The following is a 19,569-nucleotide window of genomic DNA, read 5'->3' as shown; positions in this document are numbered from 1 at the left end:
CATGCTTATTTGTATGCCATAAATCCACAGATTAAAAACTTTGTGTTTAGCTTAGGTGCATCAGCAGGTTCTATATTATAAAGAGGTAGCTGAAACACCTAAGCATAATTCCTTAAAAAGGTAAAACTATACCTACTACTCCCCAATTAATATATTCAATTAGCTAAGGACATAAAAGACCTGGCGTAGATGCCTGTTTTCCAATTTTAATGATTATAAATATGATGAATAAAGTGTCTGAAAATAGAACTTATAGTTTAAATATACCACAAATGCTATGGGATGGACTGTCTGAAAACTGGTTGATGAAAGAACTGGGGGATATACATTGGAAAATGATATCAGAAGGACTAGAAACAGAATCAGACAAATTAGTAGATAGTAATGGTAATAGGCTGTATGCTAGCTTTGTTCGGATAAAATGGGAATCTAATAGTTGCCTGAGTGAATTTAGTGAAAACGAAGAAATAAAAGCTAAAAGTTACCTGTCAAAGTATGGTAACAAGATGTTTTTTAGCAATGGAGAGGTAATCGGGAATAACAAAAAAATAAAAACAGAATTAATGTCTGTTTTTTCTTCTCGAAATTCAGAAAACAATCAAAAACTGGTAAAAGGAAAACCGTTAAATGTTGAACATAAAAATATTCCTGTTTACAATAAACTTCCTGAAGTTGCAAAAACATTTTTCAAAGTAAAATCTTGCTTTTTTCAATCTGAAAATAATGAAGAAGATAGCAGCATAAAAGAGGTAACTCTTAACGATAGCTCATTTGAAATCTTTACAGATGTAAAACCATTATTTCAAAAAAAATACCAAATAGACTCTTATGATGACATTAATGGTGTTGGTCTTTTATATTTTGCCTCTTACCCAAAAATAAGCGATAAATGTGAGTTGAGTTTTTTTCAGGAAAAATACATTGGAGAAATCGACAACTATAATTGGGCTAAAAACAGCTCAACCATTGCAAGAGATATACACTACTATGGAAATGCGAATGCAAACGAAGAATTGGTGTACAGTTTAGAGCATTTTTCGTACCTGGATAAAAGTGTAATTAAACTAAGCTCTTCTTTAGTAAGAAAAAAAGATGGGGTGTTGATAGCAAAGATATTTACGATTAAAAAACTATCAGAACCTTTAAAAATAGCAAGTACTTGGTTTAGAGGTGAAGAGGAGGAAAAAAGGGAATCTTTTTTAGTAGAAAATGCCTCTAATTTGAATACTATAGATCAGACAACTAATACAATATCACTTGACCATTCTTTACAACAGAATCAAAAATTTAAAGAGAATAATGATTTAAGTGAAGAACAACTGTGTAGTACTATAATTAACTTTTTTTCTGACTTTTTAGAAAAAGATGAGATTACCGTACATACAGATTTAAGAAAATTAGGAGTTGAATCTATTGTTTATATTGAACTTTCTGAGTACCTCAACTTAGAGTATGGATTACAGAGTAATCCTAGTATATTTTACGGGCTTTTTACAGTGAAAGAAATTACTACTTTTCTGCTTTCAGCCAACAAGATATCACCAAATGTAAAAAAAGATAGCAAAGTAGTAAGTGAAAAAGAAACCCTTACAAATTCTGATGACATTGCTATCATAGGACTTTCATTAAAAATCCCGGGAGCAAATACTAAAGAAGAGTTTTGGGAAAACCTGGTAAATGTAAATTCCAGTATTACAACTACACCAAAAGAGAGATGGGACTGGCCAGAAGGGGTTGATATACAGGGGATTCATAAAGGTATTAATTATGGGGGATATGTAAAAGATATAGATAAATTTGATGCATCTTTTTTTGAAATCTCCCCAAGAGAAGCACGATTAATAGATCCACAACAAAGAATTCTTCTCGAACTCACCTGGGAACTAATAGAAAATTCCGGATACAAACCCTCTTTGTTAAAAAAGAGTAAAACAGGCGTTTTTATTGGAGCCAGTGGGAGTGATTATGAAACTTTATTATATAAAAACCCTGACCTTAAAGAGTTTTCTGCTACAGGAACAGCAATGGCAATGCTCTCCAACCGGATCTCATATTTTTATGATCTTGATGGTCCTAGTTTAACAATAGATACAGCTTGCTCTTCATCGTTGGTTGCCATAAATAATGCAGTAGCTTCCATACAACAAAATCAATGTGAACAAGCAATAGTAGGAGGTATACACCTTATGTGTGAACCGACAAAGAGTATTGCTTACAGAGAATCTAATATGCTAAGTGTGGATGGCAAATGCTACACTTTTGACGATAGAGCTAACGGGTATGTAAGAGGAGAAGGAGCGGTAATGTTACTTTTAAAACCTTTATCAAAAGCGATTGCCGATAAGGATAATGTATTAGCATTAATTAAAAGTACAGCTGTAAACCATGGAGGCTACTCTGGCGGAGTAACCGTACCTAACCCAAACAAACAAAAACAACTTATTGAAGAGGCATATACAAAAGCTAACATTTCTATACAAGATGTTTCATACATAGAAGCACATGGCACAGGTACTAGTCTGGGAGATCCAATAGAAGTATTAGGCTTAACCAAAGCTTTTCAATCCTTACAGGATAAAAAAGATGAAAAAGAGGATAGTGCTCCTTGGTGTGGAATAGGATCTGTAAAAACAAATATTGGTCATTTAGAAGCAGCATCTGGAATTGCAGGGTTGCTAAAGGTAATTATGGCGATGAAACATAATTACCTGCCCCCTAATCAAAATTTTAAAAATATAAACAGTAAGATTGAAATCCATAATAAGCCTTTTCATATTCTGGAAAATGGAATGGAATGGCTGCCCAGTAACGATCAAAATACACTTATTGCTGGAGTAAGTAGTTTTGGTATAGGAGGAGCTAATGCTCATATCGTTGTAGAATCTTATAAAGAAGATGAGGTAAAGAATACTTTAAAAACCAAAGGATCTTACTTGTTTGTATTATCTGCAAGACGGGAAGAAATATTAAAAGACTATGCAAAAAAAATACAGAATTATGTACATCAAAACCCTTCAGTAAACCCTTATCAATTATCATATACTCTACAGGTTACTAAAGAAGAGATGGAGTACAGGTTAGCCTTTGTTTATAATACTGTTAAGGACCTCCAAACATCTTTAATAAGTTTTATAGAAGGGACTTACCAGTCAAATATTTGCGTAGGTAGAATAAAAAAATCAAAACTAGATCAGTTAGATAATAATGAAATTATCATTGATAGCTTCAATTTAGATTATATAGCAGAGCAATGGTGTCAGGGTAGTATCATAAAATGGGAGAATTTATATCCAATCAGATGCAAAACTATAGAAATTCCAACATACCCTTTCGACCACAAAAAGGAACATTGGGTTTCCTATAAAATACCAGAAGATCTTGATAAGACAAACTCTGCAATAACCATACAGCGAGTACAAGAAAAATCAGAAATAAAAACGTCTGACATTTCAAAAGAACTCTCTATTCCTTTACGAATTTTAAAAAAGGAAGAGAAGCAGGTTTCGTTAATTCAGGACTTTAATAAGGAAACTCTGGCAAAACCTGTTAATATTTCATTAATACCCCCGGGACAATCTAAAAAAGAAAAAATAGAACACGCTGTCGACCAAAAAGTACAGTTTACGCTTTCGAACCCATTAAAGGGGATTGTAGCAGAAAATTATATTAAAAACAGTCTTTCTTATGTAAAATTGTTTGACCAAGGTAATGGCACTTACTCTCTGGAGGTAGATGCACCCAGAAATAATACCCTTTCCTGTGAGTTAGTGGGTGAGATGGTACATAGCCTAGAGTATGTACAACAGATACCAGACCTAAAAGTATTGTTGCTTCGGGGTAATGCAAGTACTTTTTTTCATGGAGAATGTGAAGGATATAACGAATCGGTAGTACAGAGTCTTTATCATTCGATAGCCTCTTTTTCCTACCCTATAATAGCAGAAGTGTTGGGAGATGCCACTGGTGGAGGTTTTCTATTAGGTATGCTGTGTGATTTTATGATAATTAGTGAAGAGGCTCAATATTCTTACACAAGCTATGATAAAGGGATATTGCATACATTAGAAGAAGAATTACTTTTTATAGAGCGTTTTGGAGAAGCCTTAGCAAGAGATTTTCTTTATCAATCAGTAGCATCAAAAGGGTATGAACTAAAGGAAAAGGGATGGAGTATTCCAATCATCCCTTCTGAGCAGGTAAGGACATACTCAGAAAAACTAGCTCAGTCTCTATACAAAAAGCCAAGAGTTTCTCTACATCTTCTTAAACAACATTTAGGAAAGCATATTTTAAGATTGACAGATGAGCTAAGAGCAGTTGAACCATCAAAAATAGAAGATACGACAGTTCTGGCACCTATCAAGATTTCTTCCCGGTCAAAGTATATAACAATAGAACAAAAAGAGAACCAAGTACTGGTAATTAGGATACATACAGAAAATAAGAAATATCAATTAAAGACTCTGGTATCCGGACTTGTTGATATCCTTGAACAGGTAGAGAAGAAAGGATACTATAAAGCGATCGTACTCACCAGTGATGATGAAGGTTTTCTTAGGGTATCGGATATATCAGGATCGGTAAGAGAGGTTCTTAAGCTTCAACAGCTGCTTATAGCATCCCCAATCCCTGTAATATCAGCAATAAGAAAAAATGCGAAAGATACAGGCTGGCTAATTGCTCAGTCTTGTGATGTTTGTATTTATCAAACAGATGGAAACTATTCAGCTTCTGAACTTTTAGAAATACCTGAGTTATCCACGCGAGCAGGATACATATTCAGTAGACGATTAGGAGCTTATGTATGTCAGGAAATACTATTATCTGGTAGAATATACAAAGGTATTGAACTTCAGCGACAAGCGGGCGGAGTATTTGTATCCAAGGATTCCTTTTCATCGGCTTTAGAACTGGCAGCTCTATGGAGTACCTTTTCAACAGAAACTATAAAAAAATGGAAAAAAGATCGGGTATTAGTTACTCTTGAGGAGATAGATCAGTTACCGCTGCATCAAGTAACGAAAGAAGAAACAATAACTTCTTTACCAAAGGCACCTGAGGCTATTCCGCTACGATCAGAAGTTATAAAAGCCACTGTACACCCGGAAGGGATAGTAGAGGTAAGGATTGAGGATCGGGAGGCGAAAAATATGTTTTCTGAAGCTTTTATGGAAGGTATCACAGAGATATTTGAGCATATAGAAGAATCTCAAGCTTATAAAGTAGTGATATTGACAGGGTATGATAATTATTTCATTTCAGGAGGTACAAAAGAAATGTTACTGGACATTCAGGAAGGTAAAATTAAATTTACAGATACTCAAATATATCATTTAGCACTTAAATGTAAGATTCCTGTAATAGGTGCTATGCAGGGTCATGGCATAGGTGCCGGCTGGTCGATGGGGATGTTTTGTGATTTTACATTATTTAGTGAAGGAGGGCATTATGTAAGTCCGTATATGAATTATGGTTTTACACCCGGAGCAGGATCAACCCTGATCTTTCCAGAGAGGATAGGATATGATCTGGCAAGAGGTACTTTAATGACAGGAGAGGAATACTCAGGACAAGAGTTAAAGGAAAAAGGATTATCTCTACCAGTTTTACCCCGTAAAGAAATTTTTTCTACAGCACTTAGTCTTGCCAGAAAGTTGTCGGGTAATTCTCGAACCAGTTTAATTAATCTTAAGAATCAATTAACTGGCAAATTAAGAGCTCGTCTGGAAGAAACATACAGTTTGGAGCTTGCTATGCATGAAGAAACCTTTGTTGGTCGATCGGAAACATTAGAACGTATTGAGAATAATTTTAATGATACCGCAGCAGATACACAAAATCATACTATCCAAACAGAAAGATCCATTCCTTCTGGATATCAAAACATATCCCAGGATATAGATGTATTACCTGTTATTCTTGCAAGTCTAAAAACACTGTTAGCACAAGAGTTACACATGCAGGAAGAGGAAATAGATGAAGATAGCCAGTTTGTGGATCTTGGTTTAGATTCTATTATAGGAGTTACCTGGATACGAAAGATTAATGAAAAATATAAGATTTCCATTAATGCTACCAAAATTTATAGCCATCCAAATCTTACCGAATTTAGTAGCTATGTAAAAGCAGAAGCAGAAAAAAATGGAACATTACCTGTTCAAGAAAAACAAGTTAATCAAGATAATAATTCTATAAAGGTACAAAGCATAGATACTTCTATACCAAGATTAGAGAAGTTGAGTTCCCAAAGGGATTTGTTAGAGTCAAAATCAGATATTTCTTCAAAATCAGATTCTATTGCTATAATTGGTATGGCAGGTCAGTTTCCTGAAGCCAAAAACATAGAGGTATTTTGGCAAAATATAGCAGAAGGTAAAAACTGTATTAAAGAAATTCCCAGAAAACGCTGGGATATTGACAAGTATTATCAGGAAGGAGATGCAGTTTCTGGAAAAACGTATAGCAAATGGATGGGAGCGTTGGATGGATATGATCTTTTTGATCCTTTATTTTTCAATATTTCACCTTCAGAAGCAGAAAGTATGGATCCGCAACAAAGGCTGTTCTTACAGACTTGCTGGCATGCTATAGAAAATGCAGGATATAATGCAAAATCATTGGCAAATAGTAAATGTGGTGTTTTTGTAGGTTGTGGTCAAGGAGATTATCATCTATTATCGAAAGATTTACAAATAAGTGCCTATGGTTTTACTGGGGGCAATAATTCTATTTTGGCTGCACGTATATCCTATTTTCTTAATTTACAAGGACCTTGTTTAACGATTGATACTGCCTGTTCTTCATCACTGGTAGCTATAGCCAACGCATGTGATTCCTTAACACTGGGTAAGAGTGATCTTATACTTGCAGGAGGAGTGTATATAGGTGCCAGTTCAGATATGCACGTTAAGACTTCACAAATGGGTATGCTTTCTCCAGATGGTAAATGCCATACTTTTGATCAAAGGGCTAATGGGTTTGTGCCGGGTGAAGGTGTAGGGGTTGTTATGCTAAAACGACTGGAAGATGCAGAAAAAGATCAAGATAATATACTAGGTGTTATTCAGGGATGGGGTGTTAACCAGGATGGTAAAACCAATGGTATTACTGCTCCTAATGCAGAAGCGCAATCGAAGTTACAACAAGAGGTTTATGATACATATAAAATCGACCCAGCCTCTATTCAGTTAGTGGAAGCACATGGTACCGGTACAAAACTCGGTGATCCTATCGAGGTGGAAGCATTGGTAGAATCTTTTAAAAAATATACTCCGAAAAAAGAATATTGTGCTCTGGGATCTGTGAAGAGTAATATAGGACATTGCTTAATGGCTGCCGGAGTAGCTGGTATGATCAAACTTTTGATGTCGCTAAAACACAAAAAACTACCTCCGACAATTAATTTTGGAGAGTTAAACGAACATATAAGTCTGGAAAATAGCCCGTTTTATGTGAATACAGAGCTCAAAGACTGGGAAGTTGAAGAAGGGCAAAAACGTTTGGCTGCCATTAGTTCTTTTGGTTTTAGTGGGACCAATGCACATATGGTTGTAGCAGAATACCCGGTATCGTTCGAAGCAAATACTGCGATAAGAAATAGTGTTCAAAATACAGACTGTATTATTCCGCTATCTGCGAGAACTGAAGAGCAGTTGCAGGAAAAAGCTAGAGATCTATTAGATTATGTAAATAAAGAAAAAGCATCCCTGGATCTTGTACAGACTGCATACACCTTACAGATAGGTAGGGTAGAAATGGAACAACGCCTGGGGTTTGTAGCAAGTTCAATAGAGCAATTAGCTAAAAAATTAGAAGCTTATATTAAAGGTAGTCAGAGTATCGATAGCATTTTTATAGGAAAAGCAAAACGTAATGAAGATACTATTTCCTTATTTGTCCATGACTCAGACTTGCAAGAAACAGTTGACAAATGGATACAGCAGAAAAAGCTTTCTAACCTTGTCAATTTATGGGTTAAAGGATATAATCTGGATTGGAATAAGTTGTATGGTGATGCTAAGCCCAGACGTATTAATTTGCCGGTATATCCTTTTGCAAGAGAGCAATATTGGGTTGATGTCACAGAAACTAGTCATTACTTAACTCCAAATGGTTCAGATGTCTTATTACATCCTTTACTGCATAGAAACACTTCTGTTCTTCATGAGCAGCGTTATAGCTCAATATTTAGTGGAGAAGAATCTTTTTTAAATCAAGATCATGATAGTAGACTAAAAGTTTTACCTCAATTTACTTCTTTGGAAATGGCTCGTGCAGCCATAGAACATTCTTTACCATCACTACCAAAGGAAGGGATTATTGAGTTGAATAATATAGTATGGGCAGAACCAATGGTAGCTACTAAACATACAGAGTTTACTATTTCTTTATATGAAAAAAGTAATAGTCAAATTGATTATGAAATCTGCAGTCATTTAGAAAATGAAGAAATTATTCATAGCCAGGGAACTGCATATACTGGCAACTCATCAGTATCTGATAGACAAGATATAGAGAAGCTTAAAGCTCAGATGAAAAAAGGAGAACTAGGTATCGTTAATCCAGAAATTATAAATATATATCAGGAGGAAAATCAATTACTAGCTCAGTTAAGGTTATTAAATAATACAGTGCTCGATCAAAGTAGATTTGTACTTTTTCCAGTGATCATGAAGCATACGTTACAAGTTGCTAATTTCTTTTTGGATGACCATCAGCAAACAATTCCATTAAGCTTAAGATTCATACAAATAGTATCTGCTTGTACACAGGATATGTTTGTATCCGTTCGTTTTTCACAAAATCACCAACCTAACGATGAAACTTTTAGTTTGGATATTGATTTGTATGATGAGCAAGGTAATGTTTGTGTACAGATGAAAGAATTAGTATTAGGGATTAATGATCAAAAAAACATACAAGTAACTGATAGCGAAAATACAATCAGCTCAAGACAGGAGGAAATAGAGGAAGCAGTACAAACACTTTTTTTTAAGGAAGATTGGCAAGTCCAACCCTACACAGATACTCCATTAAGGTCAAACGATCAACAAACTATTATTTTTACAGATAGATATTTTGGTGAAAGATTAGCCGAAGAAAAGGAGAATCCATTATCCAAAGCCATTATTGTTGAGCAAGCAAATGTTTTTGAACAAGTAACACCAAAATCATATCAGTGTGGTTCTAATAACCCGGATGATATTGGCACAATACTTAATCAGGCTACTTCTGAAAAAAATAAACCTGTCCATATCATTTACACTTGGGCAAAAGATCAGGGTGAAAAAGGGGTTCACATGTTGTTTGATTTATTTAAAACTATTAAATCATCAAAATCCTTAGTAACTCATGTAACGCTTGTTGGGCACTATAACCTTTCAGAAGTAAGCACTTGTTGGGATTATTCCTGGATTGGTTTTGAACGATCCTTAAAACTACTACTACCAAATATTCAATTATCCTTACTTTATACAGATAAAGCTTCATATACACCTAAGCAGTTGTTAGATGCATCACAGCATAACGGAGTATTGTGGTATAAGAATGGAAAAAGATATATACTATCATTACAATCATGTAAAATCAATAAAACAACCAAAGAATCTGTACTTAAGCAAAAAGGAAGTTATTTAATTACAGGGGGTTGTGGTAGTTTAGGGCTGCAGTTTGCGCATTATCTGGCAAAAAACTACAATGCAAACCTTATATTGGTAGGTAGACGTCAGGTAAATTCTGATATTGAGGAAGAAATTAATACGTTAAGAGAGTCTGGTACTGGAGAAATACACTATAAATCTCTTGATGTTAGTGACAAAAAAGCATTACTTGCTTTAAAATCAGAGTTATCTTTTAACCTCTCAGGTATTATTCATGCGGCAGGTGTAGAATCCTCAGAACCTTTTTACAATAGGTCAACACAAGATATCAATACAGTCCTTCGTCCAAAATCCATTGGTTCTGTGTTATTAGATGAGGTATTCGACCAACCTTCACTAGATTTTATCTGTTACTTTTCATCTGTATCCGCTTTACTAGGTGATTTTGGTTCGTGCGATTATGCAGTAGCCAGTCGTTTTCAAATGGCGTATAGTCAATATCGTGAGCAAAAAGAATCACATAATGGAAAAACAGTAGTGATCAACTGGCCATTATGGCAGGAAGGTAGTATGGGTACCAGCGATTCAGAGCAGACCTCATTTTACTTAAAAAGTAGTGGGCAAGAACCATTACAAACATCAAACGGGATAAATCTTTGGGATGACCTTTTGGGATCCGATAGTACGCAAACATTCGTAATTCTCGGCAAACCATCCCGCATGGAGCAGATGTTGAATCGATTATATCAAACCGGGTTGGCTATAAATGTCGAAATCACCTCGGATAAGGCAATAGGTATAGCTGATAAAGGGTGGAAACCTCAATATCAAGGTTTATCATTGAAGGAATGTATTACATCTGATATAAAACAACAGGTGTCCATAGTAACAAAAATCAATCAAAACCAACTAAATACCACCGAAAATCTAACGGATTACGGCTTTGATTCTATTAGTCTAAGCAAATTTGCAAGAATACTAACCGTTCATTTCGGGTTAGAAATAACACCAGCAATATTTTTTAGTGCTACTACGATTAGCAAGTTGAGCGATTATTTTCTGCAAGAGTATTCTACGCATTTGGAGAGCTTTTATAATCCGCCCAAAACCCTTGATAGAACCAATAAAAGAAAAACAAATACAGTTACGTTAAAAAGTATTAAACTATCAGATTACCGTTTTACCTCTCGGGTTAATGCAGAACTCCCTGTTGCACTTAATAAGGAGCCTATTGCTGTTGTAGGTATGTCCGGGCGTTTTCCAAAAGCTCAAACAGTAGATCAATTTTGGGCATTGCTTGCAGAAGGTAAAGATGCGGTTACCGAAATACCTTCTACCAGATGGGACTGGCATACTCAATTTACTGTTGCTGGCGATCCCAATAATAAAATAACGACGAACAAAGGAGGCTTTATTCATGGTGTAGATGAATTTGATCCGTTATTTTTCGAAATCTCACCAAAGGAAGCCGAAAACATGGATCCTGCCGAGCGTCTGCTCCTTATGGAAACATATAAGGCAATAGAAGATGCAAGAATATCTCCCAATGATATCAGAGGTAAAAAGGTAGGTGTTTTTGTGGGAATGGAAGAAGGACAATATGACGGGATTACAAAACAAAAAGGCATTACTACCAGTGGTAATGCTATGATAAGTTCACGACTTTCTTACTTCCTCGACTTGCATGGGCCAGCCATTGCAACAAATACAGCATGTTCTTCTGGATTGGTAGCTCTGCATCAGGCGGTTTCAAGTTTGCGTCAGGGCGAATGTGAAACAGCAATAGTAGCAGGTATTTCATTACTCCTTTCACCAGAGAATTATGTAATGATGAGTGAGGCAGGAATGCTCTCAGAAGATGGTCATTGCCATTCTTTCTCAAAAAAGGCAAACGGTATTGGAGTAGGAGAATCTGTTGTAGTATTAATGTTAAAACCATTATCTGTCGCAATAGCAGAAGAAGATTCAATTTACGGAACCATCAAAGGTAGTGGTATTAACTTCGATGGTAAAACAAATGGAGTTACTGCTCCTAATGGAGAAAGACAAGCAGAATTAATAGAAAAAGTTTACACAGATTACCAAATCGATACCAACGACCTGTCCTATATTGTAACTCATGGTACAGGGACAAAACTTGGTGATCCTGTTGAAATAAACGCTTTGGTTAGGGCTTTTAAAAGGCTAAAGGATAATCAAAAATCAGATACTAAACGCGAACATTGTGCTTTAACAAGTTGCAAAAGTAACGTAGGACATACATTAGCAGCCTCAGGATTAGTTAGTGTGGTTAATTTGTTGAAGGCGATGCAATACCGTCAAATTCCGGCAAGCCTAAACTGCGAAGAGGAAAACGATTATATTACATGGAAGGATAGTCCGTTTTTTATCAATAAAAAAAACCGTGAGTGGAATAAAGAAGAAGGCAAACCGTATATGGGAGCTGTAAGTTCCTTTGGGCGAAGTGGTACAAATGCTCATGTCGTTATAGAAGAATATCAGGAACCCGTAGATAAAGTACAGTCTATTCCCGTAACCCCTCAGGATGACAAAGTAATTATTCTTATTTCTGCAAGAACTGAAGAACAATTGCAACAAAAAGCTCATGATTTATTTAATCATATTATATCACCATCACAGAAGACTATTCAACTAAATGACTTGGCTTACAGCCTTCAGGTATGTAAAGAAGAGTTTGAAGAACGTCTAGGGTTTTTGGTAGGCTCTATTGCTCAGTTAAGTGAAAAACTTCAAGCGTATCTTGATGGAGTAGAAGATATGGAAGATACCTATAAAGGCAAAGCAAAACGTAATCAACAAGATATTGCGATCCTCAATAATGATGATGACATGAAAGAGGCGATAGATAAATGGATCGCTCGTAAAAAACTTTCTAAATTATTGGAGTTATGGGTTAAAGGTCTGACTATCGATTGGAAGAAATTTTATAGCAATAGTAAACCCAAACGTATCGCTTTGCCTGCTTATCCATTTGCAAAAGACCGCTATTGGATACATACAACGACAAAAGATCCGCTAACAGTATCAAAAAGTTTTTTAAATAAACTTCATCCATTAGTACATCAAAATACATCAGACCTCATTCAGCAAAGCTATAGTTCTACTTTTAGAGGAAACGAATTCTTTTTAGAAGACCATGAATATAGCGGACATAAAGTGTTGCCAGCAGCCATTTATTTAGAAATGGCAAGAGCAGCAGTTGAAATGGCGATGCCAATAACAGAAGGATCGGTAATTATGAAGATGTATGATTTAGAATGGGCAGAACCGTGCGTTATAAATGAGGATAAAAATATTAAGACAGTATTATCAGCACAAGAGGATAACCAAATAAGTTATGAAATTCTTAGTTATGAAAACGATGCAGAATCGTTTCATTTTCAAGGAAATGTGGTTTTTGATGTAGAGTCGAGCATTCCAAAATTAGATCTTCAGGAGCTGATGAAACAAATGAGTGAAGATTTGGTACAAGTATCTGATCTATATAAAGTGTTAAACAATATAGGTATAAGTTATGGGCATTCACTTCAGGCATTAAAAGAAGTATACCAAGGAAATCAACAGTTGCTGGTAAGGCTTAAAACACCATCTGCTGGGCAAGACAATTATGTGTTGCATCCCGGTATAATAGATAGTGTATTGCAAGCAAGTATGGTTTTAATGGAAAATAAAGAACCTTTAGTGCCAATAGCTTTAGAATCTTTAACCGTTGTGACGACCTGTGTTGAAGAAATGTTTGCGTGGGTACGATTTTCACAAAGAACTCCTTTGGATAAAGAGGGTATTAAACTCGATATTGATCTGTGTGATTTGCAGGGTAATATTGTAGTAATAATGAAAGGTTTGGAACTCGAATATTTTCGTAACGTTCCTGTTATAATTGCACCAAAAGAAATTACAACAACAACACCTCAGTTATGGGATAAAGTAAGTTACCTGACGAAGTGGGAAGAACAACCGATACGGACAAAAAATACTATTATTTCTCATAAAACCGTATTAATTGTTTGTAGTAGTGTCACTTTAGGGTTTGAAGAAGAAATTCAGGAATATTACAAGCAGAATAAGGATATAAAAACATTTCTGATCAGAATAGCAGATAAAACAGAGCAGGTGTCTGATACAGAGTGGTTATGTGGCTTAAATGATCCTGAGGGATTTCAAAACTGTTTACAAGATATTAAGGATATAGATACATTATATTTTCTATCCATGGCAGGGTCAAATTTAGATTCGAACGTATTACAAGAATTGGAGCAAAGCTATGAAAGAAATGAAATTCAATTTTTGCGCCTGATTAAATCTCTTAAGCAAGGGAATAAGATAAAAGATAATATCGAGTCTTATGTGTTAACGGTAGATACGTGTTCAATCAATACAAAACCTAATCATTTTATAGGAGCAGGTATTACTGGTTTGGCTTATTCTTTAGCCCAAGGTAATTATCAGTTCCGTGTAAGAAACTTAGATATATCTTCAGAAGACTTAAAAACACCAGAAGATCGTAAAAAATTATTAGAGAATATACTTCAGGAAGCACCGACAGATAGAGGAGAGTTATTTAAAATTCAATCAGGAAAGCGGTATCGTCAAATTCAGTATAAATTAAACTGGGATACAGATACGCATTCGACTATTCGTGAGAAGGGGACATATATTATTGTAGGAGGAAGCGGTACTGTAGGTAAGATTATGACACGTAATTTAATCAAAAAGTACAAAGCTAATGTAGTGTGGTTAGGAAGAAGTACAGAAACCTCTGAGAAAGTACAGACAGCTTTGCAACTGTTTGAAGAATTTAGTGAAAAACTACTCTACATACAGGCAGATGCAACAAATTTAGATTCTATGCAACAAGCAGTAGCATCTATTAAACAAAAATATTCCAATATAAATGGAGCCATTTTTGCAGGAATGGTCTTTAACTTCGAAAATTCAGTAGACCAAACTACAGAAAGAGAATTCAGATCAATTTTTGATTTAAAAGCTAAGGGAAGTTGGGTATTCTACCATGCTCTAAAAGCAGAACCCCTTGATTTTATGTGTTACTTCTCTTCGGGGCAAGCGTATTCTTTTTCTGGAGCGTCGAAACTCTCAGCGTATGCTAGTGGTATTACATATTCAGATAGTTTTGTTCGTTCCATTCAAAAACACGCTGATTTTCCAGTAGGAATTATCAATTGGGGATTTTGGAAATCTACCATAGAAACCATTACAGAAAGAGATAACGAAGTTGCGGTAGGAAATTTTGACGCTCTGGAAGATAATGAAGGATTCAAATGTTTTGAGCAGTTTGTTCATGAACTCCAGAAAGGAAGGGTTCATCAGGTTTTATGTATGAAAGCATCAAAACATATTGAAACTCTGATGAATTGTAATGATGAAGAGCAGATTTCTCTTACTGGTATGCCAATGTCGTCTTCAATATCCTTATCAGAAAGTATAATTGAAATTCCGCATAAAAAGATTAAAGAACTAAGACGCAGGGAAGAAACGAGTGAGCTAGAAGACTGGATCACGCAATTATTGTTCTGTCAGATAGATCGATTAGTAAAGTTAGGTAGTAGTGAACAAAAAAACCTAAAAGTATCGGATCTTCATAAACAATGTAGAATTTTAGATAAATATATCCCCTGGTGGGAGGTTTGTCTCGATAAGCTTCGCCAAAATAATTATATTCAATGGGAAGCAGACACTATTATCGATTGGAAAAAGGTAGATAACAAAACGATTTGGGAAAAATGGCAAGTAGAAAAACAAAAATATTTACAAGATCCGGATCGTAAAGCATGGGTGGCACTTGTAAATGATTGTTTAGAAAAGTTACCAGAAATCCTACAAGGCGATATTCTTGCTACAGATGTTATATTTCCGGATTCTTCTATGGAAAAAGTGGAAGGAGTATACAAAAACAATCTGATGTCAGATATGTTTAATGAGGTTGTAGCAAATGCTGTTGTTGCTTACGTTCAGCAAAGAGTACAAGCAGACCCAAAAGCACGTTTAAGGATTCTGGAGATTGGGGCAGGCACAGGAGGTACATCTTCGATTGTTTTTGCAAGTTTGCAACCCTTTAAGGAGTCTATCGATACATATTGCTACACAGATCTCTCAAAAGCATTCCTTTTTCATGCAGAAAAAAATTATGCTCCTGATAATCCTTATATACAATATCAACTACTAGATATTGAAAAACCTATAGAAGATCAGGGTATTGAAGTTGGAACCTATGATCTTGTGATTGCAGCCAATGTATTACATGCTACAAAAGATATAAGATATACCATTCAGAATGCAAAAACTACCCTGCATCAAAATGGATATTTATTAATTAATGAATTAAGTACTCCGGCACTATTTAATCATTTAACATTTGGGTTGTTAGATGGATGGTGGCTTTTTAAAGATGCAGATCTTCGAATGCCGGGGAGTCCGGGGTTATATCCTGTTGGTTGGCAACAAATTCTTGAGGAAGAAGGATTTCCTTCAGTATTGTTCCCTGCAAAAGAAGCACATATTCTCGGACAACAAATAATATTTGCACAAAGCGATGGAGTAGTAAGACAAAAAATATCAGTAGAAAAAGAAGAGAAAATAACTCTGCCAGTTTCAACAATTGTGAAAAATAAAACTGTTCAGTTACAAAAACAGAACAATGTTGAATTACAGAAATCAAACATTGTATCACAACCTTCACAAAAAGTACAAGAATATATTCGTACTCAAATATTAAATAGCTTGTCAGAATCTTTAAAAATATCTTCAGAAAGTATCGATCCGGATATTGCGTTTTCAGATTATGGTATTGATTCAATTCTGGGAGTAAGCTTTATAAAACAAATCAATGAGTCGCTTTCTGTTTCGCTCAATACAGCAGTTATTTTTGAACATTCATCTGTACATCGTTTAAGCAAATATGTAATGAGTTCTTATAAATCCCAAATAGAACTCAATATGGTACCGCATCTGGATAATACGATTATTACAAATGAGGATCCGGTACCAAATATACAGGAACAAAATACAAATGGTAAAGTAAGTAGGTTACCTCAAAATAGATTTACTTTTAGAAACGAACCCTTATCAAGAAGGTTTTCTGGAAAAAAAGAAGTCGACAGATCAGAGATTGCAGTAGTAGGAATATCTGGAATGTTCCCGAAAGCGGATAATATTGAAAAATTTTGGCAGAATTTAGAGCAAGGAGTTGATGGAGTTGAAGAACTTCCTAATCGTTACTTAGACAAGAAAAACTACTTCAGTTCTCAAAAGCAACCAGGTAAAACTCGTTGTAAATGGGGTGGAATAGTAGAAGATAGAGATTGTTTTGATCCTTTATTTTTCAACATTTCTCCAAAAGAAGCAGAGTCCATGAATCCCCATCAACGATTGATTTTACAGGAAAGCTGGAACGCTATCGAAAATGCGGGATATAATCCTAGGGAGTTTTCTGGATCTCAGACAGGCATATATATAGGGGCAGAGCCCACAGGCTATTCAGGAGAAACTTTTACAGGCTACTCAGATGCCATTATAGCTTCTCGATTATCCTATATTTTAAATTTGAATGGGCCTTCTTTTGTTGTTAATACAGGTTGTTCTTCTTCAGCAGTAGCTCTTCATTTGGCTTGTGAAAGTTTAAGAAATAAAGAAACAGACATGGCTTTGGCAGGAGGAATTAATGCCTGTTTAGAACAAGATATGTTAGTCCGTTTAGATGAAATAGGAATGGTATCTCCCAGTGGTCGTTGTTTCACTTTTGATCAAAATGCAGATGGTACTATTATGTCAGAGGGAGTTGGTATAGTTGTGTTGAAACGTTTGGAGGATGCTATGGAATCGGGAGATAAAATTTACGGACTTATTTCTGGATCGGGTATTAATCAAGATGGAGCAAGTAATGGGATTACAGCACCTAACGGAGCTGCTCAGGAAAAGCTTATTGTGGATACGTATAATAAATTTAAAATAGATCCAGAGAAAATCAGCTATGTTGAAGCACATGGTACAGGAACGAAACTAGGAGATCCCGTAGAAACAAATGCTTTAGTAAGAGCTTTTAAGACTTTTACTAAAAATAAAGAATTTTGTGCCGTTGGTAGTGCCAAATCATACATCGGTCATACTGCAGCTGCAGCAGGCGTTATAGGATTGATAAAAGTCTTATTATCCCTTCAACATAACAAGATACCTAAGTTACTAAATTTCAAAACCATTAACCCTTTGATAGAATTTAAGGACTCTCCTTTTTACATCAATACAGATGTACAGGATTGGAAACCATCAAAAGATACACCTCGTATGGCAGCGATTAACTCTTTTGGACATAGTGGAACCAATGCACATTTGGTGGTTAAAGAATATATACAACCTAAGAATACTCCGGTTTCTAAAAGAATACATCCGGTAATAATACCGCTTTCGGCAAAAACATCAGAGCAGTTGCTACAAAAAGTTATGGGTCTTTTAGAATTTATTAATGTACAGAAGGACAGCTCGGTGTCATCAGAAGAAACCCTTGATTTGGTAGAAATGGGGTATACTTTACAGGTAGGCAGGGAAGCTATGGAAGAACGTTTAGGCTTTATTGTAAACTCAGTAGAAGATCTCGAAAAAAAGCTTCACAAGTATAGTAATGGAGAGCGTAATATAGAAAACACATGGATAGGACATGGTAAGCCAAATAAAGATATTCAAACTTTATTTAGTGGAGATGTTGATTTACAGGAAATTATTGATAAATGGATAGTCGAAAACAAATTAAATAGCCTTATAGATCTATGGGTAAAAGGAGTTGATCTGGATTGGGGTAAATTATATGCAGAAGTTAAGCCTAATCGGATTCATTTACCATCATATCCGTTTGCAAAAGAACGTTACTGGTTCCATAAATCTAAAAACAAGGAGCTTACGAAGAAAGAAAGTGTTCTTTCCTCAGTAATTCATCCGTTATTACATCAAAACACTTCAGACTTAAACCAACAAAACTATACTACTAATTTTAATGGAGAAGAATTCTTTTTGAAGAATCATCAAGTAAATAAACATAAAGTTTTACCTGCAGTAGCTTATTTAGAAATGGCTCAGGTTGCTGTAAATAAAGCACTGCCTGTACAGGAAGAGCCATTCATTTTAGAACTGAAAAATGTAGTATGGTTACAGCCTGTTGTTGTGACAGAATATAAACAGGTTTCTATAGTCTTATTCGAAAATGACGAAGATGATAGTGCTATCAAAAAAATTGATTTTGAGATCTACAGTACAAACAATGAAACAGATAGTCAGAATGAGGAAGTGATACATTGTCAAGGGCAGGCAATCCTCAAAAGGAAAGAAGCAATCAATAAACTTGATATAGATCAGCTTAGAGAAGAAATGCAGTATAGTAGTATAGAACCCTATACGGTTTATAATTCTTTTAAACAGATGGGACTTGATTATGGCCCGGCTCATCAAGGCGTAACTGCGATATATATGGGAGAAGATCAACTCCTTTCGCATCTTAGCTTACCACTAGTTGTGGAGGCTAGCCAGAATGATTTTACACTGCATCCTAGTTTGATAGATTGTGCGCTTCAGTCCTGTATTAGTTTAATGGTTGATTTAGATAATTTACCATTTCAACCATTACTTCCTTTTGCTTTGGAATCTGTACGTATACTCTCTGCTTGTACCAAAGAAATGTTTGTTTGGGCACGCTATGTTAAAGGAAGCAAACCTGGAGATAAGCTTATTAAACTCGACCTTGATCTATGCGATCAGGAAGGGAATATTTGCGTCCAGATGCACGGATTTTCATCTCGGACTTTGGAAGGAGAAATTGGGATTATATCTCAAAACAATTTGAATGATCGCCCCTATGATGATGATTTTTACAACAATATAATTGAGAAAATTTTAAATAATGAAATCTCAGTGGAGGAAGCTGCGAAGTTAAATTGACCTTAAACAC

Annotated in this window: 1 protein-coding gene; it reads left to right on the top strand. The window is 35.4% G+C overall.

Going from position 1 to position 19,569, the window contains the following annotated elements:
• Window positions 1-221 precede the first annotated feature (221 nt).
• Window positions 222-19,559, top strand: a complete 19,338-nt coding sequence (locus ACZIYX_RS04145; RefSeq protein WP_462680935.1) for an SDR family NAD(P)-dependent oxidoreductase — start codon at window positions 222-224, stop codon at window positions 19,557-19,559.
• Window positions 19,560-19,569: the final 10 nt, after the last annotated feature.

The organism is Aquimarina sp., assembly GCF_977115655.1.
The sequence above is the reverse complement of the archived record's forward strand: the minus strand, read 5'-3'. Positions and strand labels throughout refer to the sequence as shown.

Bases quoted from the DNA above. Each gene is read 5' to 3' on its own strand.
- ACZIYX_RS04145 (WP_462680935.1), top strand. From the start codon at position 222: ATGATGAATAAAGTGTCTGAAAATAGAACTTATAGTTTAAATATACCA.